12 protein-coding genes and 1 pseudogene are annotated in these 21187 nt (G+C 36.4%); 5 read left to right on the forward strand and 8 right to left on the reverse strand.

The window, feature by feature from the left end; translation table 11 throughout:
- Nucleotide 1: 1 nt before the first annotated feature.
- From nuoK to H602_RS0115655, 4 genes are read left to right on the forward strand one after another with little or no spacing between them, the layout of a single operon-like run.
- Nucleotides 2–322 carry an NADH-quinone oxidoreductase subunit NuoK gene (nuoK, locus tag H602_RS0115640; RefSeq protein ID WP_026978863.1) on the forward strand — a complete coding sequence of 107 codons (321 nt, stop codon included), beginning with the start codon at nt 2–4 and terminating at the stop codon, nt 320–322.
- A 6-nt stretch (nt 323–328) separates the two neighbouring features.
- Nucleotides 329–2212, forward strand: coding sequence for an NADH-quinone oxidoreductase subunit L (nuoL, locus tag H602_RS0115645; protein ID WP_026978864.1), 1884 nt, complete (start codon nt 329–331; stop codon nt 2210–2212).
- A gap of 10 nt (nt 2213–2222) precedes the next feature.
- A complete protein-coding gene (locus H602_RS0115650) occupies nt 2223–3659 on the forward strand; it encodes a complex I subunit 4 family protein (protein ID WP_026978865.1) in 1437 nt (478 codons plus the stop codon).
- Between the two features lie 15 nt (nt 3660–3674).
- A complete protein-coding gene (locus tag H602_RS0115655) occupies nt 3675–5042 on the forward strand; it encodes an NADH-quinone oxidoreductase subunit N (protein WP_026978866.1) in 1368 nt (455 codons plus the stop codon).
- A 210-nt stretch (nt 5043–5252) separates the two neighbouring features.
- On the opposite strand, the gene H602_RS0115660 is transcribed toward H602_RS0115655, so the two are convergent.
- The 5 genes from H602_RS0115660 to H602_RS0115685 all read right to left on the reverse strand — a co-directional run bounded on the left by H602_RS0115660 (nt 5253) and on the right by H602_RS0115685 (nt 18951).
- The gene (locus tag H602_RS0115660) at nt 5253–6242 is read right to left on the reverse strand and encodes an LLM class flavin-dependent oxidoreductase (protein ID WP_026978867.1); all 990 of its coding nucleotides are present in this window, start codon (nt 6240–6242) and stop codon (nt 5253–5255) included.
- A 161-nt stretch (nt 6243–6403) separates the two neighbouring features.
- Nucleotides 6404–10414: a choice-of-anchor L domain-containing protein gene (locus H602_RS0115665; protein ID WP_026978868.1), complete on the reverse strand. Its 4011-nt coding sequence runs from the start codon at nt 10412–10414 to the stop codon at nt 6404–6406.
- Between the two features lie 151 nt (nt 10415–10565).
- The gene (locus tag H602_RS0115670) at nt 10566–16736 is read right to left on the reverse strand and encodes a DUF7619 domain-containing protein (RefSeq protein ID WP_026978869.1); all 6171 of its coding nucleotides are present in this window, start codon (nt 16734–16736) and stop codon (nt 10566–10568) included.
- Between the two features lie 320 nt (nt 16737–17056).
- Nucleotides 17057–18268 (reverse strand): BaiN/RdsA family NAD(P)/FAD-dependent oxidoreductase, encoded by a 1212-nt coding sequence (locus tag H602_RS0115680; RefSeq protein ID WP_026978870.1) that lies wholly within the window; start codon nt 18266–18268, stop codon nt 17057–17059.
- On the reverse strand, nt 18265–18951 hold the full coding sequence (locus H602_RS0115685) for a glycerophosphodiester phosphodiesterase (protein ID WP_035759842.1): 687 nt from the start codon (nt 18949–18951) through the stop codon (nt 18265–18267). The genes H602_RS0115680 and H602_RS0115685 overlap by 4 nt, the downstream gene beginning before the upstream one ends.
- Before the next feature lie 71 nt (nt 18952–19022).
- Between H602_RS0115685 and H602_RS20580 the strand changes: the two are divergent.
- Nucleotides 19023–19163: pseudogene (locus H602_RS20580) on the forward strand (VapC50 family PIN domain-containing toxin); the annotation flags it as partial.
- 34 nt (nt 19164–19197) lie between these two features.
- Here the strand turns inward: H602_RS20580 and H602_RS19020 are convergent.
- From H602_RS19020 to H602_RS0115705, 3 genes are read right to left on the reverse strand one after another with little or no spacing between them, the layout of a single operon-like run.
- Entirely contained in the window at nt 19198–20340 is a 1143-nt protein-coding gene (locus H602_RS19020) for a T9SS type A sorting domain-containing protein (protein WP_051224598.1), read from the reverse strand.
- Nucleotides 20341–20361: 21 nt separating this feature from the next.
- Complete coding sequence (locus tag H602_RS0115700) at nt 20362–20805, reverse strand: hypothetical protein (RefSeq protein WP_026978872.1); 444 nt, start codon at nt 20803–20805, stop codon at nt 20362–20364.
- Nucleotides 20806–20840: 35 nt separating this feature from the next.
- On the reverse strand, nt 20841–21179 hold the full coding sequence (locus tag H602_RS0115705; RefSeq protein WP_157505109.1) for a hypothetical protein: 339 nt from the start codon (nt 21177–21179) through the stop codon (nt 20841–20843).
- Nucleotides 21180–21187 lie beyond the last annotated feature (8 nt).

Raw genomic sequence — 21187 nt, forward strand, 5'->3', positions numbered from 1 at the left:
TATGGATAACGTTTTAAACCACATAGGTATTGAAAATTATATATTCCTTTCGGTAATCCTTTTTTGTATTGGAGTATTCGGGGTATTGTATAGAAGAAACGCCATCATCGTTTTTATGTCAATTGAAATTATGTTGAATGCCGTGAATTTATTGTTCGTTGCTTTTTCAACGTACCACCAAGATGCAAACGGACAAGTGTTCGTTTTCTTTTCGATGGCAGTTGCAGCAGCGGAAGTTGCAGTAGGATTAGCAATTTTAGTAGCTGTGTTCCGAAATATCGGTTCGATTGATGTGGCTAATTTAAAAAACTTAAAAGGATAATTTTCAATGGATACTACTTTAGCTTTAGTTTTAATATTAGCACCGCTGTTCGGGTTTTTACTTAATATTTTCTTCGGAAAACAATTGGGTAAAACACTTTCAGGAGCAATTGGAACCTTTACGGTTATCGTTTCTTTTGCGGTAACACTTTATTTCTTTTTAAATATTACAGAAACGAATCAAGCCATTCAAGTTAAATTATTTGACTGGATTGCGATTAGTGATTTCAAAGTGGACTTCGGATTTTTGTTAGACCATTTATCTTTATTATGGTTGATGTTCGTAACAGGAATTGGCGCCTTGATACACTTGTATTCGATTAGTTACATGCACGACGACGAAAATATGCACAAGTTTTTTGCTTATTTGAATTTGTTCGTGTTCTTCATGATTTCATTAGTAATCGGAAGTAACTTACTTATCATGTTTATTGGTTGGGAAGGCGTTGGACTGTGTTCGTACTTATTAATTGGATTCTGGTATAAAAACCAAGATTTCAATGATGCGGCAAAGAAAGCGTTTATCATGAACCGTATTGGTGATTTAGGTTTGCTTGTTGGAATTTTCATTGTAGGATTTGTTTTCAAAACAATTGATTTCGCTGAATTGAAAACAATCGTTTTAGCTGGAACAATGAATAACGAAATGTGGATTACGATTGCAGCAATTGCTCTATTTATTGGAGCAGCTGGAAAATCGGCACAAATTCCGTTATATACATGGTTGCCTGATGCAATGGCGGGACCAACTCCGGTTTCTGCATTAATTCACGCGGCAACAATGGTAACAGCGGGTATTTTTATGATTACACGTTTGTACTTCTTATTTGATTTAGCTCCGCTAGTTCAAGATGCGATTGCAATAATTGGTGCAATTACTTCTTTAGTAGCTGCGACAATTGCTTTAGTCCAAACTGATATTAAAAAAGTTCTTGCCTATTCTACTGTTTCGCAGTTGGGATTGATGTTTTTGGCTTTAGGAATGGGTGCTTATGAAATTGCCGTTTTCCACGTAATTACACATGCTTTCTTTAAAGCTTGTTTGTTCTTGGGTTCGGGTTCAGTAATTCACGCTTTACACAACGAGCAAGATATGCGAAAAATGGGCGGTTTGCGTAAAGCAATGCCTATTACATTTATCACCATGTTGTTATCGAGTTTAGCGATTTCAGGAATTTTTCCTTTAGCAGGTTTCTGGTCGAAAGATGAAATTTTAATGACTGCATTTCATGGTAATCCTGTTTTATGGGTTATTGGTTCATTGGCTTCTATATTCACCGCTTTCTATATGTTCCGTTTAATGTTCTTGACGTTCTTCAATGATTTCAGAGGAACAGAAGAACAGAAAAAGCACTTACACGAAAGTCCGGCTTTAATTACTTTTCCATTAATTGTTTTGGCAATTCTTGCTACAGTTGGAGGTTTAATTAGCTTGCCTGGAAATTCTTGGTTGAATCATTATTTAGCTCCTTTTTTCCCAAACAAAGAACACATCGCTCACGCTTTAGGTCAAACAGAATATATCTTGATGGCCATTGCAACTGTTGGTGCTTTAGTAGGTATTGGCGTAGCTTATGCAAAATACATGAAACAAAATCAGGTTCCTGGTGCTGACGCAACATTTACTGGTATCAGTAAAGTTTTGTATAACAAATATTATGTTGATGAAATTTATGATGCAATCTTTGTAAAACCAATCAATGCTTTGTCTAACTTTTTCAGAGATTTCGTGGAAGTAGGATTATCTGCTTTTGTATTTGGTTTTGGAAAAGTAGCGAACGAGTTGAGTTTTCAAGGTAAAAAATTACAAACGGGCAGTATCGGTTTTTACTTGTTTATCTTTGTTATCGGCTTCTGTGCAATCATTTCATACTTATTTATAGAATTATAATTTTCGACTAATGGACATATCTTTATTATTAATTATACTTTTAGTTGGCGCTATAGCAACCTTTTTAGCGGGAGACAAAATGGCTTCGAAAGTCGCTTTGTTCTTCGGTCTGGTTTCTTTAGGGTGTACACTTTACTTATTGAGCCTTTTCAATGCTGGACAAAACCTTGACCTTACGATGGCTTGGATTACAAAACCAGTTATCTCTTTTTCATTAAAAGCAGACGGTTTAGCATTTGCAATGTTATTATTGAACGGAATTTTAACACCAATCATCATTCTTTCCTCTTTTGGAAATGAAGTTAAAAATGCTAAAAATTTCTACGCATTAATTTTATTCATGTCGTTTGCTATGGCGGGAACCTTCTTGGCGTCAGACGGACTTTTATACTACATCTTCTGGGAATTGGCATTAATACCGATTTACTTTATTGCATTAATTTGGGGTAATGGAGATGCTGAAGAACGCAAAAAAGCAGTAGTCAAATTCTTCATTTATACATTAGCAGGTTCATTGTTCATGCTAACGGCTTTCATTTACCTTTACAGTAAAGCGGGAAGTTTCCAACTTGAAGCATTATACAATTTAGACCTTTCGGCAGACGAACAATTATGGATTTTCTTGGCATTCTTCTTTGCTTATGCAGTGAAAATTCCATTAATCCCTTTCCATACTTGGCAAGCAAATGTATACCAAAAAGCACCAACTGTTGGAACCATGCTTTTATCAGGAATCATGTTGAAAATGGGATTGTACAGCGTAATCCGTTGGCAACTGCCTATCGCTCCAATGGCGGCGAAAGAATATATGAATATCTTCATCGGATTAGGAATTGCTGGAGTTATTTACGGTTCGATTGTGGCTTTACGCCAAAGAGACATCAAGAAATTATTAGCTTACTCTTCGTTGGCACACGTTGGATTAATTGCAGCGGGAACGTATGCTTTGAATTTGGACGGATTTCGTGGAGCAGTTTTGCAAATGATGGCACACGGATTTGTAGTAGTAGGTTTATTCTTTGCTGCTGAAATCATCTACCGAAGATTAGACACAAGAATTATTTCAGAAATGGGTGGAATTAGAACTCAAGCACCAGCATTTGCTTCGATGTTTATGATTTTAGTTTTCGCATCAATTTCATTGCCATCTACATTCAACTTTATTGGTGAATTCACAGTACTTTATGCATTGTTCCAAGTGGATATGTGGTTTGCGATTCTTGGTGGTTTGACCATTATTTTGGGAGCGTATTACATGTTGAAATTATACCAACATTCCATGTTAGGCGAAACAAATACTAAAATTTTCAAAGACGTAACTTTTAGCGAAGGACTAGTAATGGTATCCATTATCGGAGTAATTATGTTTTTCGGATTCTATCCGAAACCATTGACTGATTTGATTACGCCTTCTTTAGAAACAATTTTATTACAAATAAATCGATAATCCTTAAATTCAAAAATGACAACATTAATAGCAATTACAGGTTTAGGGGTTTTATGCCTAATATTTGAAATTTTCAATTTAAGAAAAGGAATTATTCCCGTAACAATTATTGGATTATTGGCCACGTTAGGGCTAACAATGTCGGAATACGGAACGGAAGCTTCCTACTACAACAACATGATTGTGGTAAACAACTTTTCTGTAACTTTTTCAAGTTTGTTTATCATCTTGACTACGTTTATTGTAGCGATGAGTCACAATTTTTACAGCAATCATCCGACAAAAATATCCGATTTTATTGCCATCAAAATATTCATCCTTGCGGGTGCAATTGCAATGGTTTCTTTTGGGAATTTAGCAATGTATTTCCTAGGATTAGAAATTTTATCCATCGGATTATATGTTTTAGCAGCGAGCGAGCGTTTGAGTCTAAGAAGTAACGAAGCTGGTATGAAGTACTTTTTAATGGGTGCTTTTGCTTCTGGTATTGTTTTATTCGGAATTTGTTTGGTTTACGGAGCAATGGGAAGTTTTGACGTAGCTGAAATTGCATCGTTATCCCGTTCTGCCGAATTACCAGCTTGGTTTTTCATCGGAGTAGTAATGATCGTTATTGGAATGTTGTTTAAAGTTGCAGCGGTTCCTTTCCATTTTTGGGCTCCCGATGTGTATGAAGGTTCACCGGCTTTAACTACGGCAACAATGAGTACATTGGTAAAAGTGGTAGCAATGGCAACACTTTTCAAATTACTTGTAGTCTTAAATGCTGAAATGACTTACGCGTTTCAAATGGTAATTGTAGTACTTTCTATCGCATCGATGACTGTCGGAAATATTATGGCTTTGCGCCAAAATAACGTAAAAAGAATGTTGGCTTTCTCTGGAGTTTCGCACGCTGGATTTATGTTGATGACATTATTATCATTAAGTACAGCAGCAGGAACGCTATTGTATTATACTGCAGCGTACTCTTTAGCCGGAATTGCTGCGTTTGCTGTAATTCTTTATGTTTGCAGACACAATGAAAACGAAGACATCGTCAATTTCCACGGTTTAGGTAAAACAAATCCTGTTTTAGCAGCAGTATTAACTGGAGCTTTATTATCAATGGGTGGTATTCCAATATTCTCTGGATTTTTTGCTAAACTATTCTTGTTCAGCAATACCATTGAATCTGGCTATTTATTCTTGGTAATCATTGCTGTAATCAACTCCATCATTAGTATTGGATACTACTTCAAATTGATTCTAGCAATGTACGGAAAAGAACCAAATGAAGAACGTACTGCAACTCCAGTCCTATATTATGCAGTTGCTGTAATTGCAATTCTATTAAATATTGCAATAGGTTTCTTCCCTTCATTGATCATGGATTTAATGTAAGATTTGAATTATATAAAAAGTAAAAGCCATTCTTTCGAATGGCTTTTACTTTTTTATAGTGTTAATCCAATAGTTCAAATTACAATTCACAAAAGTCTATTTATTGAAAGATATAAATAAAAATAAACCATTTAGATATTAAGAAATATTAAGTCTTAACAACCTTAATATCTTAATGGTTCAAAAGTAAATATTAATTTTTTAAGATTTTTATCTAAGCGCTTCTTTCAAAATTTCCAATGACCTCATCTTCGCCACCTCATCATAAAAATAATTCGTTACCATTAATTCATCAATGTTGGAATCTTCAATAAAACCTCCTAAATTTTCTCGTAAACGTTCTTTGTCTCCGATAAATGTGCAAGCCAACATATTCTCCACCATCGCACGAACTTCTGGAATTTGATACGAATCCGGTAATTCTCCCGCAGGTTGAAGCGGACTTCTTGAATTAGTCACAATTCCGGTAAACATTCTCACTAAACTCGTCGCGTTGAAATTGGCTTCATCATTGGTTTCTCCACCAATAACATTGACGCAAGCCATTACATGCGGTTTTGCCAATTGCTCTGACGGTCGGAAATTGTTTCTGTAAATGGCAATCGCAGGTCGGAATTGTGCTGGAGCGAAATGAGCCGCAAACGCATAAGGCAATCCCAATTGAGCAGCCAAATAAGCACTATCCGTACTTGAACCTAAAATCCACAACGGAATATCTAAACCTTCTGCGGGAAAAGCACGAACGGCAGCTGTACTGTTTTCACTACTGAAATACTTTTGCAACTGTTTTACATCTGATGGAAACGCCATCGACACATCTTGTGCATTTCTGCGTAATGCCATAGCGGTATTTTGGTCGGTTCCAGGAGCGCGTCCTAAACCCAAATCTATTCGGTTAGGGTAAAGTGTTTCCAAAGTTCCAAATTGTTCCGCAATAACAAGCGGACTGTGATTGGGCAACATGATTCCGCCCGAACCTACTCTAATACTATTTGTTTTTCCAGCCACATGACCAATTAAAACCGAAGTTGCGGCACTTGCTATGTTAGCCATATTGTGGTGTTCCGACATCCAAAAGCGTTCAAAACCTAATTCTTCCGCTTTCTGTGCAAACCGGACCGTTTCTTCAATCGCTGTCGTTGCCGTTCCACCTTGTTTTACTACAACTAAATCTAATATTGAAAGGGGTATCTTTTTCATTTTACAAAATTAAGCAACAAAACAATGTTTGTGTCTTAAGAGATTGCTAAAGTGAATGCAATGGCAATAACAATGACAATTTCAATAGATACATATAGATTACAAAGAAAATCCCGATTACAAAACTGCAATCGGGATCCTAAATAATCTAGTACTGTATATTAATCCACAATAAACTTACGAACTTGTTTCAAATTCGTATCCCTTGTGATTTCAATAAGGTACATTCCTTTTGCCAAACTTCCTACATTAATACTGGTTTGCTGCGTATTATTTGCTGAAAGCCTTAAAACTGTTTTTCCAATTACATCATAAACCACGATTTTTGATACATTTTCATTCGTGCCTTGAAGATTGATATTCAACATCGAACTGGTTGGATTTGGATACAACAAAATATTGTTTGATGAAAAATCTTGCGTTCCTAAATCAATTTCAAATTCAGATAAAAAAGTATTAGTAACCACCATTGGATTCAAATCGAAGTAGATTTTTGCAAAATTCGGAATGACATCTCCTCCTTGAAAACCTGATTTTACTTTTACTTTGAACGTTAAATAACCTTTACTTAAATCAGCACTTTCTAAATCACTTGGCAAATAAATGAAATCAAAATTCCAAATCAACTGATTTCCAATTCGTTCCATCGTATAATTGTGACTTGCACTTACCATTCTTACACTTTCTTCATCCAATTGAGCATCTAATATATCTTGCACACGAATATTATTCACACTTACCGTTGCTTTGTTTTCAAAGTAAATGGTATAATACAAATATTCCTCTTGAGTAAACGTATTGGTGTTCAATTTAGTTCCGTGCGCTTCTATTTTATAGATAAAATTAGCTTCATTGACTACCGCTTGCGAAATTTGAAGCGAGTCGTTACTAGAATTTGTGTCCCCAGTCGATGACGAGATGGAGATGTTGCTTGATAAAGTACTATTTTCGTTCGTCTGTTTTGCCGCAGGAACATTAATTTGAATAATGAAAGAACGCGTTTCAAAAGGAGCTAGATTACTAAAATTATAGGTGAATCCAGTTGGAGTCAATTCAACTCCACTTTCAGTTGTAGAAATGGTTGCCGAGGCAGCTTTTGTATAATTGATTACGCCAGAAGCGGCACTAGTCCCTACGTTTTTATACACTACTTTATTGGCATAACTGGAACCAGCAACAGGTTGTCCAATTGGAATAATGGTAACTGATAAATCACTAAAACCTTGAATTTCGGTAATTGGGAAATACAAAGTTTGAGTACCACTTCCCACTGGAATTGATATGTTTTCAAAAGAAGTTGCTATAGAATAATAACTGGCAAATTCGGGTTGGATATTATAGGAAATATCATAACTATTTAAGGGATTTTCATCGTAAATTATATGAGTCCCAGTAGAGGAAGAGCTAATTATATTTTCGCCTGTATCATTTAGTTGGTAAACAAATGATCCATTAGTAAAACTAGCTTCTGAAGCCTCTCTAATTCCATTATTATTGGAGTCTATGAACGAAATTAATTCTATTTTATCCGAACATTGTGGCGGTCCAGCAGAAAAACTTCCTGCTTGAATGAAAACTGCTGAGTCAAAACCCGAATCTTGTCTGTCAGCTATCACTAGTTTAATATGATACGGATTGTTTGGAATAATGACACTTGAAGCCGACATTACTTTAGTTTGACCATTAAAGTTTATCGGGGCAACTTGTTGGTCGAGACCATCATAGAAATGATCGAAGAGATTTGAATTACTAGAAGCGCAACTTGAATTATTTTCATTATTTCTGATCGTTACAACCGATATAGGTAAATTAGTTCCAGGAACAACAGCTAAATTTTTAGTTTGGCCTGTAGTTAAATCCGTCAATAAAAATGCAAATGCATCGGCATACCCACATTGATAAACGCCATATTCTTCAGATGCAAATAGGAAATTAAAACTCATAAATTCATTCTGACTTGTAAAATCAAATTCCACTTTTGTAGCATTTGTCGAAGACATAGATTGACCTGTTGCTGCAAGAATGACTGCTTCCAATTCTGCATCACCTCCCGCTCCACCAGCATTAAGCGTAGTACCATTTGGACCTCCAACATCTGCTGCCTTTCCCGTAGATAAAACAATACCAGATTGAAGTGGAAAAAGTGGATTTGTATTCGTGAAATAACCTATCCCGTTTGTTTGCGAAGTTGTTCCTGTGCTTGAAGTAATATTTGAAATATTCATACAAGGACTATTGACTAAAACATTGTTTACAAGTTCTGCGGTGGAAAATTCTGTTGAATTTGCTTCAAGTGGCGTAAAAGCGGCCAATACCGTAATTTGCAATTCATTTAAAGTGTAATTTGCCGTTTTTGACCATACTCTGATTTTATACTTTTGACCAATCGTTAAATTTTCCGCAGTACTAAAGTTATCGTCACTGCAATATTTCAAAACTATATTTTCGCAGTCTCCATTTTCAAAAACTGCATGCATTAAATCAGTGTATTCTTCTTTAAGATTTATAAAATGCTTGCTGCTAGTTGCGGTAAATTTATACCAAATATCGTCATCAGCTACTCCATCACAAGTATTAATTTGCGGTGAAAATGTAGCTCCAGTAGTAGTACCAGAAACATACGCCGTTTCTACATTAAGGTTGCTCACAGGGATTTCTATCGCATTTTGACAATCGTCATTTGCCACGAATGGTTGAGGCAATGTCGTAATGCAGACTTCAAAATTACCATTTGGATTGTTCCAGTTTGCATTTTTCAGTGAAACTGCAATTTTGTAAGTAGCACCTACAACTAGATTTGACATCACTGTCCCATCGTTGCTGCAAATCAATTGGGTCAAATTACCACAATCTGCACCTGAATAAGCAGTGAACTGAAAATAATCAAACCAACTTATTAAATCTGTCGAAAGCGAAACAGCATGCATCGTATTTGTAGCCACAAAACTATACCAAACATCGCCCGATTGGGCTCCTGAACATGTATTGTTTGCGGAAGGAGTTGCTCCATACGTACTTCCTACAACCCACTGAAGACAACCGGAACCGGGATTCACCGGTACAGAAATAGCAGCAGAGCAATTATTATTTACGGGAGTAGTTTTAAAAGTTGCAGCATTTAAAATAGTCCAATTGCCAATAGTAGATGAGTTACAAATGGATCTAACATAAAAGGTGTACTTTGTCAGCAAATTCAAATTTGAAACTAGAAAATTCGTGTTTGAATTTGTGGTATAATAAGACGCGACATTTTCGTTAAGCGGTGTTCCATTAATTGGTTTTGGTGCTCCATCAATTGCAACATAAACCTCCCATTGCGTAGCATCGCCAGTTTCTGTCCAACTCAATGTTGCTGTAGTTTGAGTTAAATCAGTTGCTAGCAAATCAATTGGTTTTGGACAAGTAGGCGTCGAACAATTATTTATCGAAGAATATAAAACGGTTAATGGAATACCCTCTCCGGGCATTTTCGAAAAAACAATATCATTATTTGGATCTACAACCATAAAACTAACAGTTTGCGGCATATTTCCAGCATTACTCCAGTATAAATCAAATGCTTCATCATTACATATTAAAACATCAACACCCTCTGCAGGAATGCCTCCGTCAATACCTAAAGTTGTCAACACTATTCCGCTTTGCCTCACTTCAACCTCGCCGCCGTTCCATATTGTTGAAGCTGAATTTTCTATTTGGTAGAAGGTGTAGGTACAACTTTCGGAATTAGAACATAGTAATGTATTAAATAGTTTTGCTTGACTCCAACTGCTTTTTTGAGAACTTGTGCAAACGGTTCTTACATACCAAATATAATAGGTAGAAGCTTGCAAATCATTAGCCGTTGTGAAAGGATTATTTCCTGTTACTGAAAATAAAACCGAACCATTATCCAAAATAGGGTTAGCAGTTGGTGGCGTATCAGGAATATTGGGAGAAAGAGTGGGAATCATCAATATTTCCCATGAGTTGGTCGTTTGTGACGGTGCAAACCACATCAGTTTTGCCGACGAAGTAGTGATTTGCGATACAGAAAGATCAAAAGGTGCATTGCAAGCAAATGTAAGATTTGAGGGGAAATTTGTTTTAGAAAGAACACTGTCTTTATTCGCATGAACTATTTGCAAACCTATAAATAGGAATATAAAAGAAAAAAGTAATTGTTTTTTCATCGAATCTTGAGTTTTAAGTGACCAAATATACAATGATTTTCAGCTTAATACATAATATTTGTAGGAATACATTTGAAAAATAAGAGCATAAAAAAATCCCGATTACAAAACTGCAATCGGGATCCTTCAAATTAACTAACGGTGTAAAAATCTAATTTACTATAAACTTACGAACTTGTTTCAAATTCTTATCCGTTGTGATTTCTATCATATAAACACCTTTTGCTAAATCGCCAACAGATACACTCGCTTGTTGGGTAGTATTTCCAGAAATGGTTTTGATTGTTTTTCCAATCATGTCGTAAACTATAATGTTTTTTAGACTTTCATTTGTGTTTTGAAGATTTATATGCAACATAGAATTTGTAGGATTTGGATACAACAAAATGTTCGTGCTTGTAAAACCTTTTACACCTAAACTCTCCATAAAGGTGGATTGAAATGTATTGGTAATAATCGCAGGATTGGTATCGAAATAAATTTCAGCCGTATTATCAATTACATCTCCAACTGCAAAACCTGGGTTTAGTTTGATTTTAAAGGTTACATAGCCTTGGCTAAATACTTCACTTTGAAAAGCTCCCGGAAGATTGATGTTGTTAAAAGTCCAAACCAACTTGTTATTGATTCGCTCCATTGAATAATGATGACTCGCACTAATCATTCGGATGCTTGCAAAATCAAATTCAGATGCTAAAAGATCTTCAATTCGAACAGTTTCGGCACTTGCTGTTCCTGTATTTTGAAAGCGAATGGTGTAAAACAGATAGTCGTCTTGGCTGAATTGGTTGATATCAATAGCTGTACCTCTTGCTTCATTTTTATCATTTGGATCATAAGAAGCGACTACTGCTTGGGCAATCACAAAGGTGTTATTAACGACATTAATATCATTTTCCACTGAAGTAATTGACGTTGAACATGTAGCCAAATCGCCTAAATTTACAATAGGAATGGACGGTACCGTCATCGTCAAGTTTATATAACGCGTTTCTCCAGGAGCCAAATCAACATAATCAAGCGTAAAACCATTTGAAGTAGTTGTAGTAGGAGTTATTGAATTATTTGTTATTGTAATATTTGCATTTCCCTTTGAATAGTTTAAAGTTCCAGAAGTAGGAATAACTCCCAAATTTCTGTACACAATTTTCTGAGTATACGTAAATCCAGGACGCGGCACACCTGTTGGAATAATAACAACATCAACATCGCTATAGGTTTGTGTAATAGTAATTGGAAAGAATAGTGATTGAACACCACTTCCATATTGAATACTTAAATCATTGAAGTTAGTAGGCGTTTCTGCATAGTAAGCTTCATATTCCGAATTGATTTCATAATTAAAATCATAGGTATTTGCGGTATTTTGATCAAAGATGTTTTGAACACCTAAGGGATTAGAAATATGATACGTGTTTCCAACATTATTTTTTTGGAAAGTAAAAGAACCATAGGTGAAATTAGTCTCTGATTCCTCTTTTATACCATTACTATTAGCATCAACAAAAGCAACCAATTGAATGATATCACCACAAGAGGTTTGTCCCGCATTAGGTTCATCGTAATTGTTTTGAAACATACTAATAAAACCTGCTGAGCCATTAAAATTAGTAATTAAAATAATGTAATATTCGCCCGCTTGTGCATTAGGAATTGATACTGTCTCTGTAGAACTAGCATCATAACTGCAATCAACGATATTTCCTAACGGATAGAAATTTGGATTAGTAGTATTGTTTGGACAAGAAGGACAATCGGCAAATACAATTTCATCACAACTCTCAGGAGAAGCAAATGGACCCCAAGCCACAAAATCGACATCTAAATTAGTACCAAGCAATTCACCCGTAGGGCTAATATTAGAGTTTTGAAAAATCGTAAAATTTAAAGGTCCTGATTGATTTACATTTATTGTATAATACGTTGGATTTGGAACAGATGCCAAACAAGCAATTTGAGTAGAGTTTGGCACTCCAATAGTATTTGGAAATACATAAGGAGCACCGGCACTACTGCTGCAAAACGGTGCTGCAGTACTACAAGTTGAAATAGGCTTCACACAAACGTCAAAGGTAACAACCTCACTCGACGAACCGTTTGACCAAATTCTTACATAATATGTTTGCCCCACTACAAAGTTAAAATCAGTACTACTTAACGTATTGGCTGGAGCACAATAAAACTGTGTAAGGTTTTCGCAAGTTCCACTGAAAACAGCATGATTTAGGTTGCTAGTAGTACCTTCAATATTTAGTAAATTGATAATATTAGTATTTGAAGTTGCAATAAAACTAAACCAAACATCATCATCCTCACTTCCTGTACAAGCAGCTGGTAATCCAATTGACGCAGTTGCACCAATTAAATTTCCGGGAGTTACATAAAGACATTCTGAAAGATAATTAACGGTTAAAGGAATTGCATTTACACATTCATCATTTGTCCCTGGAGGGGGTGGCGTCCCGATTCCAACATTAAAAGTCGCATGTTGTGTTGGATTATTTCCATTGGTATATACTCTAATTTTATAGGTATAGCCCACCATTAAATTAGCTAAAACTGCGGTGTTATTACCTGTTGCGCTACAAAACATTTGGGTCATCGTTGCGCAATTCTCACCTGAATATATTGCAAATCTTAAATTTGTTGTCGTTCCAATTATATTGAGCAGTTTTACAATGTGAATATTATTTGTAGCCACAAAACTAAACCATACATCATCATTTTCATTTCCAGGACAAGTGGAACTTTCTACAGAGGTGGTTCCTCCTAGCGTACTTCCTTGAACAGTTACGAAGTACTCTTGATTTGGATTAATAGGAACAGAAATTGCATCATTACATTCATCATTTAAAGGTGTCGTAATAAATGATTCTGGAGTTAAAATATTCCAATTGCCAATATCCGTTCCCGAACAAATCGGTCGAACATAGTACTTGTATTGTGTAGCAGCGGTTAATCCGTTAACCACAAAATTTGAATTGGTACTGGCTAAATAAAATCCTTCAATTCCTGTATTCAATGGAGTTCCATTTACAGGTGGAGATCCGCCTGCCGGAATGACGCAAACTTCCCATTGGTTTGCAGAACCTGTTTCTGTCCAACTTAATTGAGCTGAAGTTTGTGAAGCAACTGCTATGAGATCAGATGATTTTGGACAAGTTGGTGGCGCACAATTTCCTAATGTGGTATCTGAGAACAAAACGGTTAAAGGAGTTCCTTCTCCCGGCGCTTTTGTGTATATAATATCACCAAATGCATTGATTGCTGTTACTCCAATTTCTTGCGGCAACTCTCCTGCTACACTCCAATACAAATCAAAGGGAACATTATTGCACAAAGCAACAGATATACCGTTTGAATTGTTAACGCCACCCGTGCCTAAAGTAGCTACAACAACTCCATTTTGACGCACTTGAATTCTTCCATTATACCAATTGCTATTGGTTTCATTAGTTAATAGAAATTTATAAGTACATTTCTGCGACTCGCTGCATATTAAAGTGCTGAATAATTCCGAAGCAAGCCATTCGCTTTTTGATGTGCTGTTGCAAACTGTTCTAACGTAACAAATATAATTTGTGGCACTTGTTAGTCCCGAAAGTACAATGGACGGATTTCCAGAAACTGGAAGAATATACGCTCCGTTTTCCAACACGGGATTTGCCGAAGGAAGCGTTGCAGGAACGTTAGCGCTTGGCAAAGGCATTACTAAAATCTCCCATGCATTGTGTGAAAGAAGTGCTGGAATCCAAATCGGATTAGCAGTGGTCAAGGTTGTTTGATAAATACCAATAGCCGCTGGAGCAATACAAGTATTTGTATTAAACATAAAAGGTCCCGTCCATTGACTTTTATCATTTTCAGATTGACAAATTGAACGAACATAATAATAGTACATTGTGGCTGATTGCAAAGTAGTTATTGTAGTAGTAATTCCTGTCAAATTGGTAAGATAAAAGTCATTTGCTCCAACTACCGGTATTGCTAAAGTCGATTCAGGTACAACTCCATTTGAACCTGCTAAAATCAGAACATCCCATTGAGTCGCTGAGGCAGCTTCTGTCCATCCTAAAGTTGCTGAATTTAAACCAATTGCTGCTACAGTTTGATTTGTGGGTTGCGGACAAGAAATAGCAGTTTTAAAACTTTGAACCGCTGACCAAGGTGAGTCATTTGGTTCACATTGTACTCTTACATAAACATCGTAAAAAGTTTCTGCTAATAAACTATTTGGCGTCGGAATCATGTATGAAAAAGGTCCCGAACTTCCATTAACGCCAGAATAGGTTGGCGTTGTTGAACCATTGGGTTGAGGACTACCTGTTGGAGCGATGTAAATATCAAAACCTAGATTTTCAGTAGCTACTGCATTCCAATTGATTGTTCCTCCGTTAAAAGTGATGTTGCTTACAGTCACATTTGTGGGTGCCACAGTACATAATGGAGTGACACAATTTGATACACCATTATAAATTATATTATTTGTTGCTACCGAACTTCCATTAATTGTTGCAATGGTTTGCCCAAAAGAGTTAACTACAGAAACAACACATTGTTGTGGTTGCGTTCCGGCAATGCTCCAAAAAATATCAAAGGGAACATTATTGCAAAGTGCCACAGAAACATCTACTGGACCCGCTCCAGTGCTATATGTACTACCAATAGTTTGCACGACAACTCCGTTTTGACGAATGTCCATTCTTGCCCCGTTCCACCCATTATTCGCCGTGTCCGTCATTCTAAAAATATAAGAACATTGATCGGCTGGAGCACAAACTTGGGTAGTAAATGTGACAGGTCCAACCCATGAACTGAAAACTCCTGAACTACATTCCGAACGAACCCAAAATTGATAGGTGTTTCCCGGAGTTAAATTATTGACAGAAAAAGTAGGCGTTGCAGCTGTAAATTGACCTGAATCGATTGGAACTGAACTTCCTGGAGATTGCACTGCAATTTGGTATCCAAGCACGGAACTTGAAGGTGCGTTCCACGCTAAAGTAGCTGTCGTTTGAGTCGTGTTCGTAGTTGCTAAAGTCGTTGGTTTTGAAGCACAAGCTTCATTTTGTATTAATAAATCATAGGCAATTGTAGAAACTGGAGTAGCAGAAGAAATCATTATAATGTAGGTACTTCCCGCAGCTACTTCATAATTTAAAATTCTAGGCGTATTAGTGGTATTTCCAGTTCCTGCTAAGCAAGGTCCAGTAGTTCCTGCACAACTTGGATAAATAAACAGAGACGACCTGGTTTGAGTCGAATTTAATGTAAAACTTAAAGTTGTATTTTCTGTAGCAGTATAACTGTAAAACACGTCATTCCCAGATTGGTAATTTACTGATACTGGAATACAACTTGAAACTTGCGGTCCTATCAAAGTATTGCTATAGTTATTGGTATGATCGGTAGTTTGATACGGCAAATTAGAAATTACAATAGGTTCAGTGCAATTAGATCCAATTGATAATGTGCAGAAATTATAAGGTCCAGCCCATGCACTAGATTCTCCATTGGAACAGGTAGAACGTACATAATACTTGTAACAAGTTGAAGGTATTAAATTAGTTACCACGAAAGAATTAGTTGACGAAATTCCAGTTGACACTCCAGTAGGTTGCATATTTGATGGCAAAAATTCTACTTCATACCCACTTGACCCCGCTAAATCCGACCATCCTAATGTTGCCATTGTCGCGCCAGTATTTAATACCATTAAGTTTATGGGAGTCAAACATTTTGATTTGACATTGATATCGTCAATAATCCAGCGGTCTCCGCCTTGTACTGTTGTTGGTTGCGTGTAGACCCGTACAAAGGCAATGTACACAGTGGACCCTATTGTTGAAATCGGAAGATCTACTAATTTTTCTTCTGCTACATTATATACTTGGTTCAATTGATTTTCTGTCCATTGTTGTAAAACCGTGTAAGAAGCCAAATTAGCCTGTGCAGCACCCGTAGAAATTCGCACTTGATAAATGGTTCCGTTATCACCGGCCAGAGTTTGCTTTGTAAAAAAGCGTAATTGTCCATTTACAGGAACTACAGTTGCCGGACTGATCAGCCAATCTTCAGAAGTGTTTCCTTGTCCAATCTCTTGACGGTTCATGTAGGCTGATTTTGTACCGTTGATAACAACCGATGCAGCACTTTGAATTGTCCAATTTGTAGTAGTTCCAATTCCATTATCCGTTACTAACCATCCTGGAGGAAACCCATCGGGCACGGTTACATTTTCATTTTCAAAATCCTGAGGAAACTGAGCAAATCCAGTACAACAATAAAAAACAATGAGTAATAAAAGTAAAATTTTCTTCATAAAGGGTCTTCTTTTGGTTAATGGAGTTTTTTGGTTCTCAAATATACAATGATTTCCAATCTGTTAACTTAATTTGTACGAATTTCATTAAACAATTACTAAATGTTTTGTAATACTTTTTCAAAATCAAAAGTGACTGCAACAAAAATCCCAACTGCTATAAACGGTTGGGATAGTATTTAGAAGATATTTATTTTTGACGCTTCCCTTTTCCTTCAAGGATTTTGAACAGCAATTGCATTAAAAAAAATGTACTATAAATGTCAATTTCAAATTTTGAAAGTGATCTCGTTCCAAAAAAATGCGAAGTGTACATAAAACTAGGAAATTGAATTCCCCACAATAAACCCACTGGTCCAAGCATTCTGGAAGTTAAAACCTCCAGTAATAGCATCAATGTTGACAATTTCTCCTGCAAAGTAAAGATTGGAATGCAATTTACTCTGCATCGTTTTGAAGTTTATTTCTTTTAGATCAATTCCGCCCGCGGTTACAAATTCATCTTTATAAGTGCTTTTTCCGCTAACTTGATAGGTTCCTTCCGTCAATTGCTCAGCGAGAAGGCGGATGTGTTTGTTGGATAAGTCGGCCCATTTTGTTTCTTCACTTACTTCAGCGGCTACTACTAGTTTTTCCCACAGACGATTCGGGAACTCAAATGGCGATTTCTTAGAAACGATTTTCTTACTGTTTTCCTGTTTGATTTCTTTCAAAGCGGTTTCGGCTTCCGCCAAATCCAAGTCGTTCAACCAGTTTACGGAAATAGCAAATTGATACTTTTTTTCTGCCAAAATTGGAGCGCCCCAAGCGGACAACTTCAAAATCGCCGGACCACTCATTCCCCAATGCGTAACCAATAATGGTCCAGTTGCTTCTAACTTTGTGTTTTTTACTTTAACCGTTGCCAATGCCGAAACACCTGGCAATTCCTTAATGCGTTTATCGGTAATATTAAAGGTAAATAAAGACGGTACTGGAGCCACAATTGAATGTCCCAAACCTGCAATCATGTCCCACATTTTAGGATTACTTCCCGTTGTCAAAACCAATTTTGTAGCAGTAAATTTATCGTGTTGCGTATCGATTTTCCAGAATTCTTCGGCTTGATATAATGATTGCACACTTTGCCCGGTTATAATTTTGATTCCCGCTTTTGCGGAAGCATTCATAAAACAGTCAATAATGGTTTCCGAAGAATCAGTTACGGGAAACATGCGTCCGTCTTCTTCAATTTTCAATTCCACGCCGTGTTTTTCAAACCATTCGATGGTATCACCCGAGCAAAATTGATTGAAAGGACCCTTCAATTCTTTTTCGCCACGCGGATAAAATTTAACCAACTCGTTCGGTTCAAAACAAGCGTGCGTTACATTGCATCTTCCGCCTCCGGAGATTCTGACTTTCGTCAAAACTTCCTTGCCACGTTCTAAAATCGCGATTCTTAATTCCGGATTTTTCTCTGCAATATTGATTGCCGTAAAAAATCCCGCTGCACCACCCCCTACACATATTACATCAAAATGTTGACTCATATTCGATCTGAAAAATCAGTTATTATTCCGTTTACACCAAAGCTCTTTACCCGTTCAATATCCTCGAATTCGTTTACCGTCCACGTAAAAATTTGGTAGCCTTTTTGGCGGGTCAAAGCTACATTTTCTGTGGTTAATAAACTAAAATGCGGATGAATTGCTATTGCCGAAAATTCTTCTGCCCATTCCAATGCTTGTTCGACACTGGCTTGCGTTAAAATTCCAAGCGGCACTTTTACATTATAATTGGCAACGCGCGCCAATTCTTCCCTTTGAAAACTGGAAACAATAAAATTCTTGTAGTAAAATTTATCTTCTCGCACATTTTTATCGATGCAATCACAAACCAATTCAGCGGTATCTGATCCCTTTAATTCGATATTAATCAAATGCTTTTTATCGAAAAGGGTTAAGACTTCATCTAATGTTGGAATTTCTATGCAACCATTGATTCGCAATTGTTTCAGTTCGGATAACGTTAAATCCGAAATTGCTCCTGTTCCATTCGTCGTACGGTCTACTGTAAAATCATGAATGACCACCAATTCTCCCGATTTGCACACATGCACATCCAACTCAATTCCGTTGGCATTTAATTGCATCGCCTTTTGAAAAGAGGGAATCGTGTTTTCAGGTTCGTAGGCCTTGGCACCGCGGTGTCCAATGTTGAGGATTTTGGTCATATTAATTGTAAGGTTTCATTTTTTGTACAAAGCTTCATTTTTTGATCGAATCGTTTTAAACTTTTGATTTAAACCCTGAAAAAGCGATTGATGCCTTTCGAAAATTGGTTTTAAATAAGAGAAATTCAGATTTAGATGCATTTCAAATTTTGGATAATTTGCGTAAAAATGGATTACTGAACGCTGCAGATTATTTACTTGGATTACTTTAGCAAAATATAAAGGATTACAAAAAAGCGTAACTATTTATCGCTTCACAACTTTTTTAATCGTCGTCCAATTTCCTATTCTTATCTCAGTCCTATAAATGCCGGAATTCAAGTTTCCCAAACCAAGCTCTTCGGTAAAATATTTTGTAGTGATTTTCCTGCCCCAAAAATCATAAATAGTTATTTCGTCCACTATCCTACTCAATTTTAGTACATCTTCCACAGGATTTGGATAAAGCCTTATAGTAAAATCGGAAGTAGGATCTGAAATTCCTAAAGTGGAAGCATCAATGTCCATACTCCACAATTTTGCAGGAAAAACAAAAGGAATTGGCCCCACAAACGTGCTGAACCTTTCGTTAGAAAGATACAATTTATATTGATTTGCTGTGGTTTGAAAAAGTGCCAAAGCCTCCACTTGATTACCAAATGAAACAATATTGGCTATTTTAGGCGAAACTGTTCCCGAAAACACATCAAAACTATTGGCAGGAATGTTATGGATGGTGTACAGAAATGGCGCTGCCGAAGTGCTGTATCCCGTCAAAAAAACAACACTTTCGTCGGCTGAAGTATCGGCTCCAGTTAGTAGTCCATTTACATTATAACTGCTTTCTAAAACTGCCGAATACGTTCCACTTGTTTTCGGAATGGAATACACATTTGTACTACTATTTGCCCAGTTTTTGGTAAATATCAGTAACTTATTATTGTATGAAATCAAAGCTTCCGCATCCCAATTGTTATTGTTTACATTTTCTGTAAAATCGGTTTGATTGGCATACGAGTACGAAATAATTTCAGCCGTAGCCGTATTATCTGCATCATTATAGTCGGCTTTTGAAATTTTATACACTTTGAGATTCGTTCGGTTTCCGCCGTTGTTTCCAATATCACCGATGTAAATATGTGTGGCGTCTTGCGCAATATCTTCCCAATCAAAATTGGTGGCATTTGCAATTGAAACTATTCTGGTAATCGCACCCGTTATGGTATTTATTTCATACAACTTGGCCTCTCCACCGCTGTCGGTATGGGTGATTAATTTGTTATTGTAAAAAATCAGTCCCGAAGTTTCGTCAATCGTCGGCGTTTGCAAATTGGTTATCGAAGTTGCAGTTTGTGCTTTACTTGAAATAAAACCGATGAACAGCAGAAGTAGTGTAATGGTATTTTTCATGAGTTTTATTTTAATACAAATTTATTTACGCTTTAAATTTAAAGTACTGATTGCGTTGGATTCCGTAAATTCAAATTCTCTACTGTTTGCAAAGTTCAAGTTTATGCGCATTTCCGATTCGTTTAAATATTCTAGGATTCCTTGAAGTCTGCCTTTTTCAGTTGGAACGCCGTTTTTAATTTCATAAGCAATGACATCAATTTTTATGGGAAAAGAAGTGGCGTCTAATTCATATTTCAGCAGTCCCTTTTGACCGTCATTAGGCCCACCTTTTACCATTAAGTCCTTTCCATCTATAAACTCTGCACCTATATTCATCGAAATAAAATGATCTGCCGTAAAAACCATCACACTTTCATTGCCATCGAAATCCTTGGTAATCCATTCGCCAACAACAGTTTGATTTGACTTTTGGGCGTTGCAAATTGTTGTTACAAATGCTAATACTAGTAGTAATTTTTTCATCAAATGTGAATTAGAATTAATAATGCTTTTGATTTCTAAAAATATTCAGGGTGTAATTTATATGCGCGATAAAAATCATACGAAGAATAAGCAATGGCTAAAGTAATTAAAATGAAATGAATTAGCGAAAGCCACAGATATTCGTCTCCATTTTTTCTTTTTTCGATCTTGGTCTGAAAAATGTAATTTGCAATTGTGACCGTTATAATGAAGTAAATTGCAATTAAACTTAATTCTTCTACTTGCGCGTTAATTACTTTCATCAGTATTTCTTCACTTGCAACACTGACAATCATTGCGTACGAAACATAAATGAAGGTAACAAAATAGACCAATATCGCACAATTAAAACTGTATTTTAGGACTCTTTTCATTGTTGCTA

This window comes from Flavobacterium tegetincola DSM 22377 (assembly GCF_000425485.1).
Lineage (GTDB): Bacteria > Bacteroidota > Bacteroidia > Flavobacteriales > Flavobacteriaceae > Flavobacterium > Flavobacterium tegetincola.

Coding starts and splice junctions, on each gene's coding strand:
- nuoK (WP_026978863.1), top strand. CDS start 2: ATGGATAACGTTTTAAACCACATAGGTATTGAAAATTATATATTCCTT.
- nuoL (WP_026978864.1), top strand. CDS start 329: ATGGATACTACTTTAGCTTTAGTTTTAATATTAGCACCGCTGTTCGGG.
- H602_RS0115650 (WP_026978865.1), top strand. CDS start 2,223: ATGGACATATCTTTATTATTAATTATACTTTTAGTTGGCGCTATAGCA.
- H602_RS0115655 (WP_026978866.1), top strand. CDS start 3,675: ATGACAACATTAATAGCAATTACAGGTTTAGGGGTTTTATGCCTAATA.
- H602_RS0115660 (WP_026978867.1), bottom strand. CDS start 6,242: ATGAAAAAGATACCCCTTTCAATATTAGATTTAGTTGTAGTAAAACAA.
- H602_RS0115665 (WP_026978868.1), bottom strand. CDS start 10,414: ATGAAAAAACAATTACTTTTTTCTTTTATATTCCTATTTATAGGTTTG.
- H602_RS0115670 (WP_026978869.1), bottom strand. CDS start 16,736: ATGAAGAAAATTTTACTTTTATTACTCATTGTTTTTTATTGTTGTACT.
- H602_RS0115680 (WP_026978870.1), bottom strand. CDS start 18,268: ATGAGTCAACATTTTGATGTAATATGTGTAGGGGGTGGTGCAGCGGGA.
- H602_RS0115685 (WP_035759842.1), bottom strand. CDS start 18,951: ATGACCAAAATCCTCAACATTGGACACCGCGGTGCCAAGGCCTACGAA.
- H602_RS19020 (WP_051224598.1), bottom strand. CDS start 20,340: ATGAAAAATACCATTACACTACTTCTGCTGTTCATCGGTTTTATTTCA.
- H602_RS0115700 (WP_026978872.1), bottom strand. CDS start 20,805: ATGAAAAAATTACTACTAGTATTAGCATTTGTAACAACAATTTGCAAC.
- H602_RS0115705 (WP_157505109.1), bottom strand. CDS start 21,179: ATGAAAAGAGTCCTAAAATACAGTTTTAATTGTGCGATATTGGTCTAT.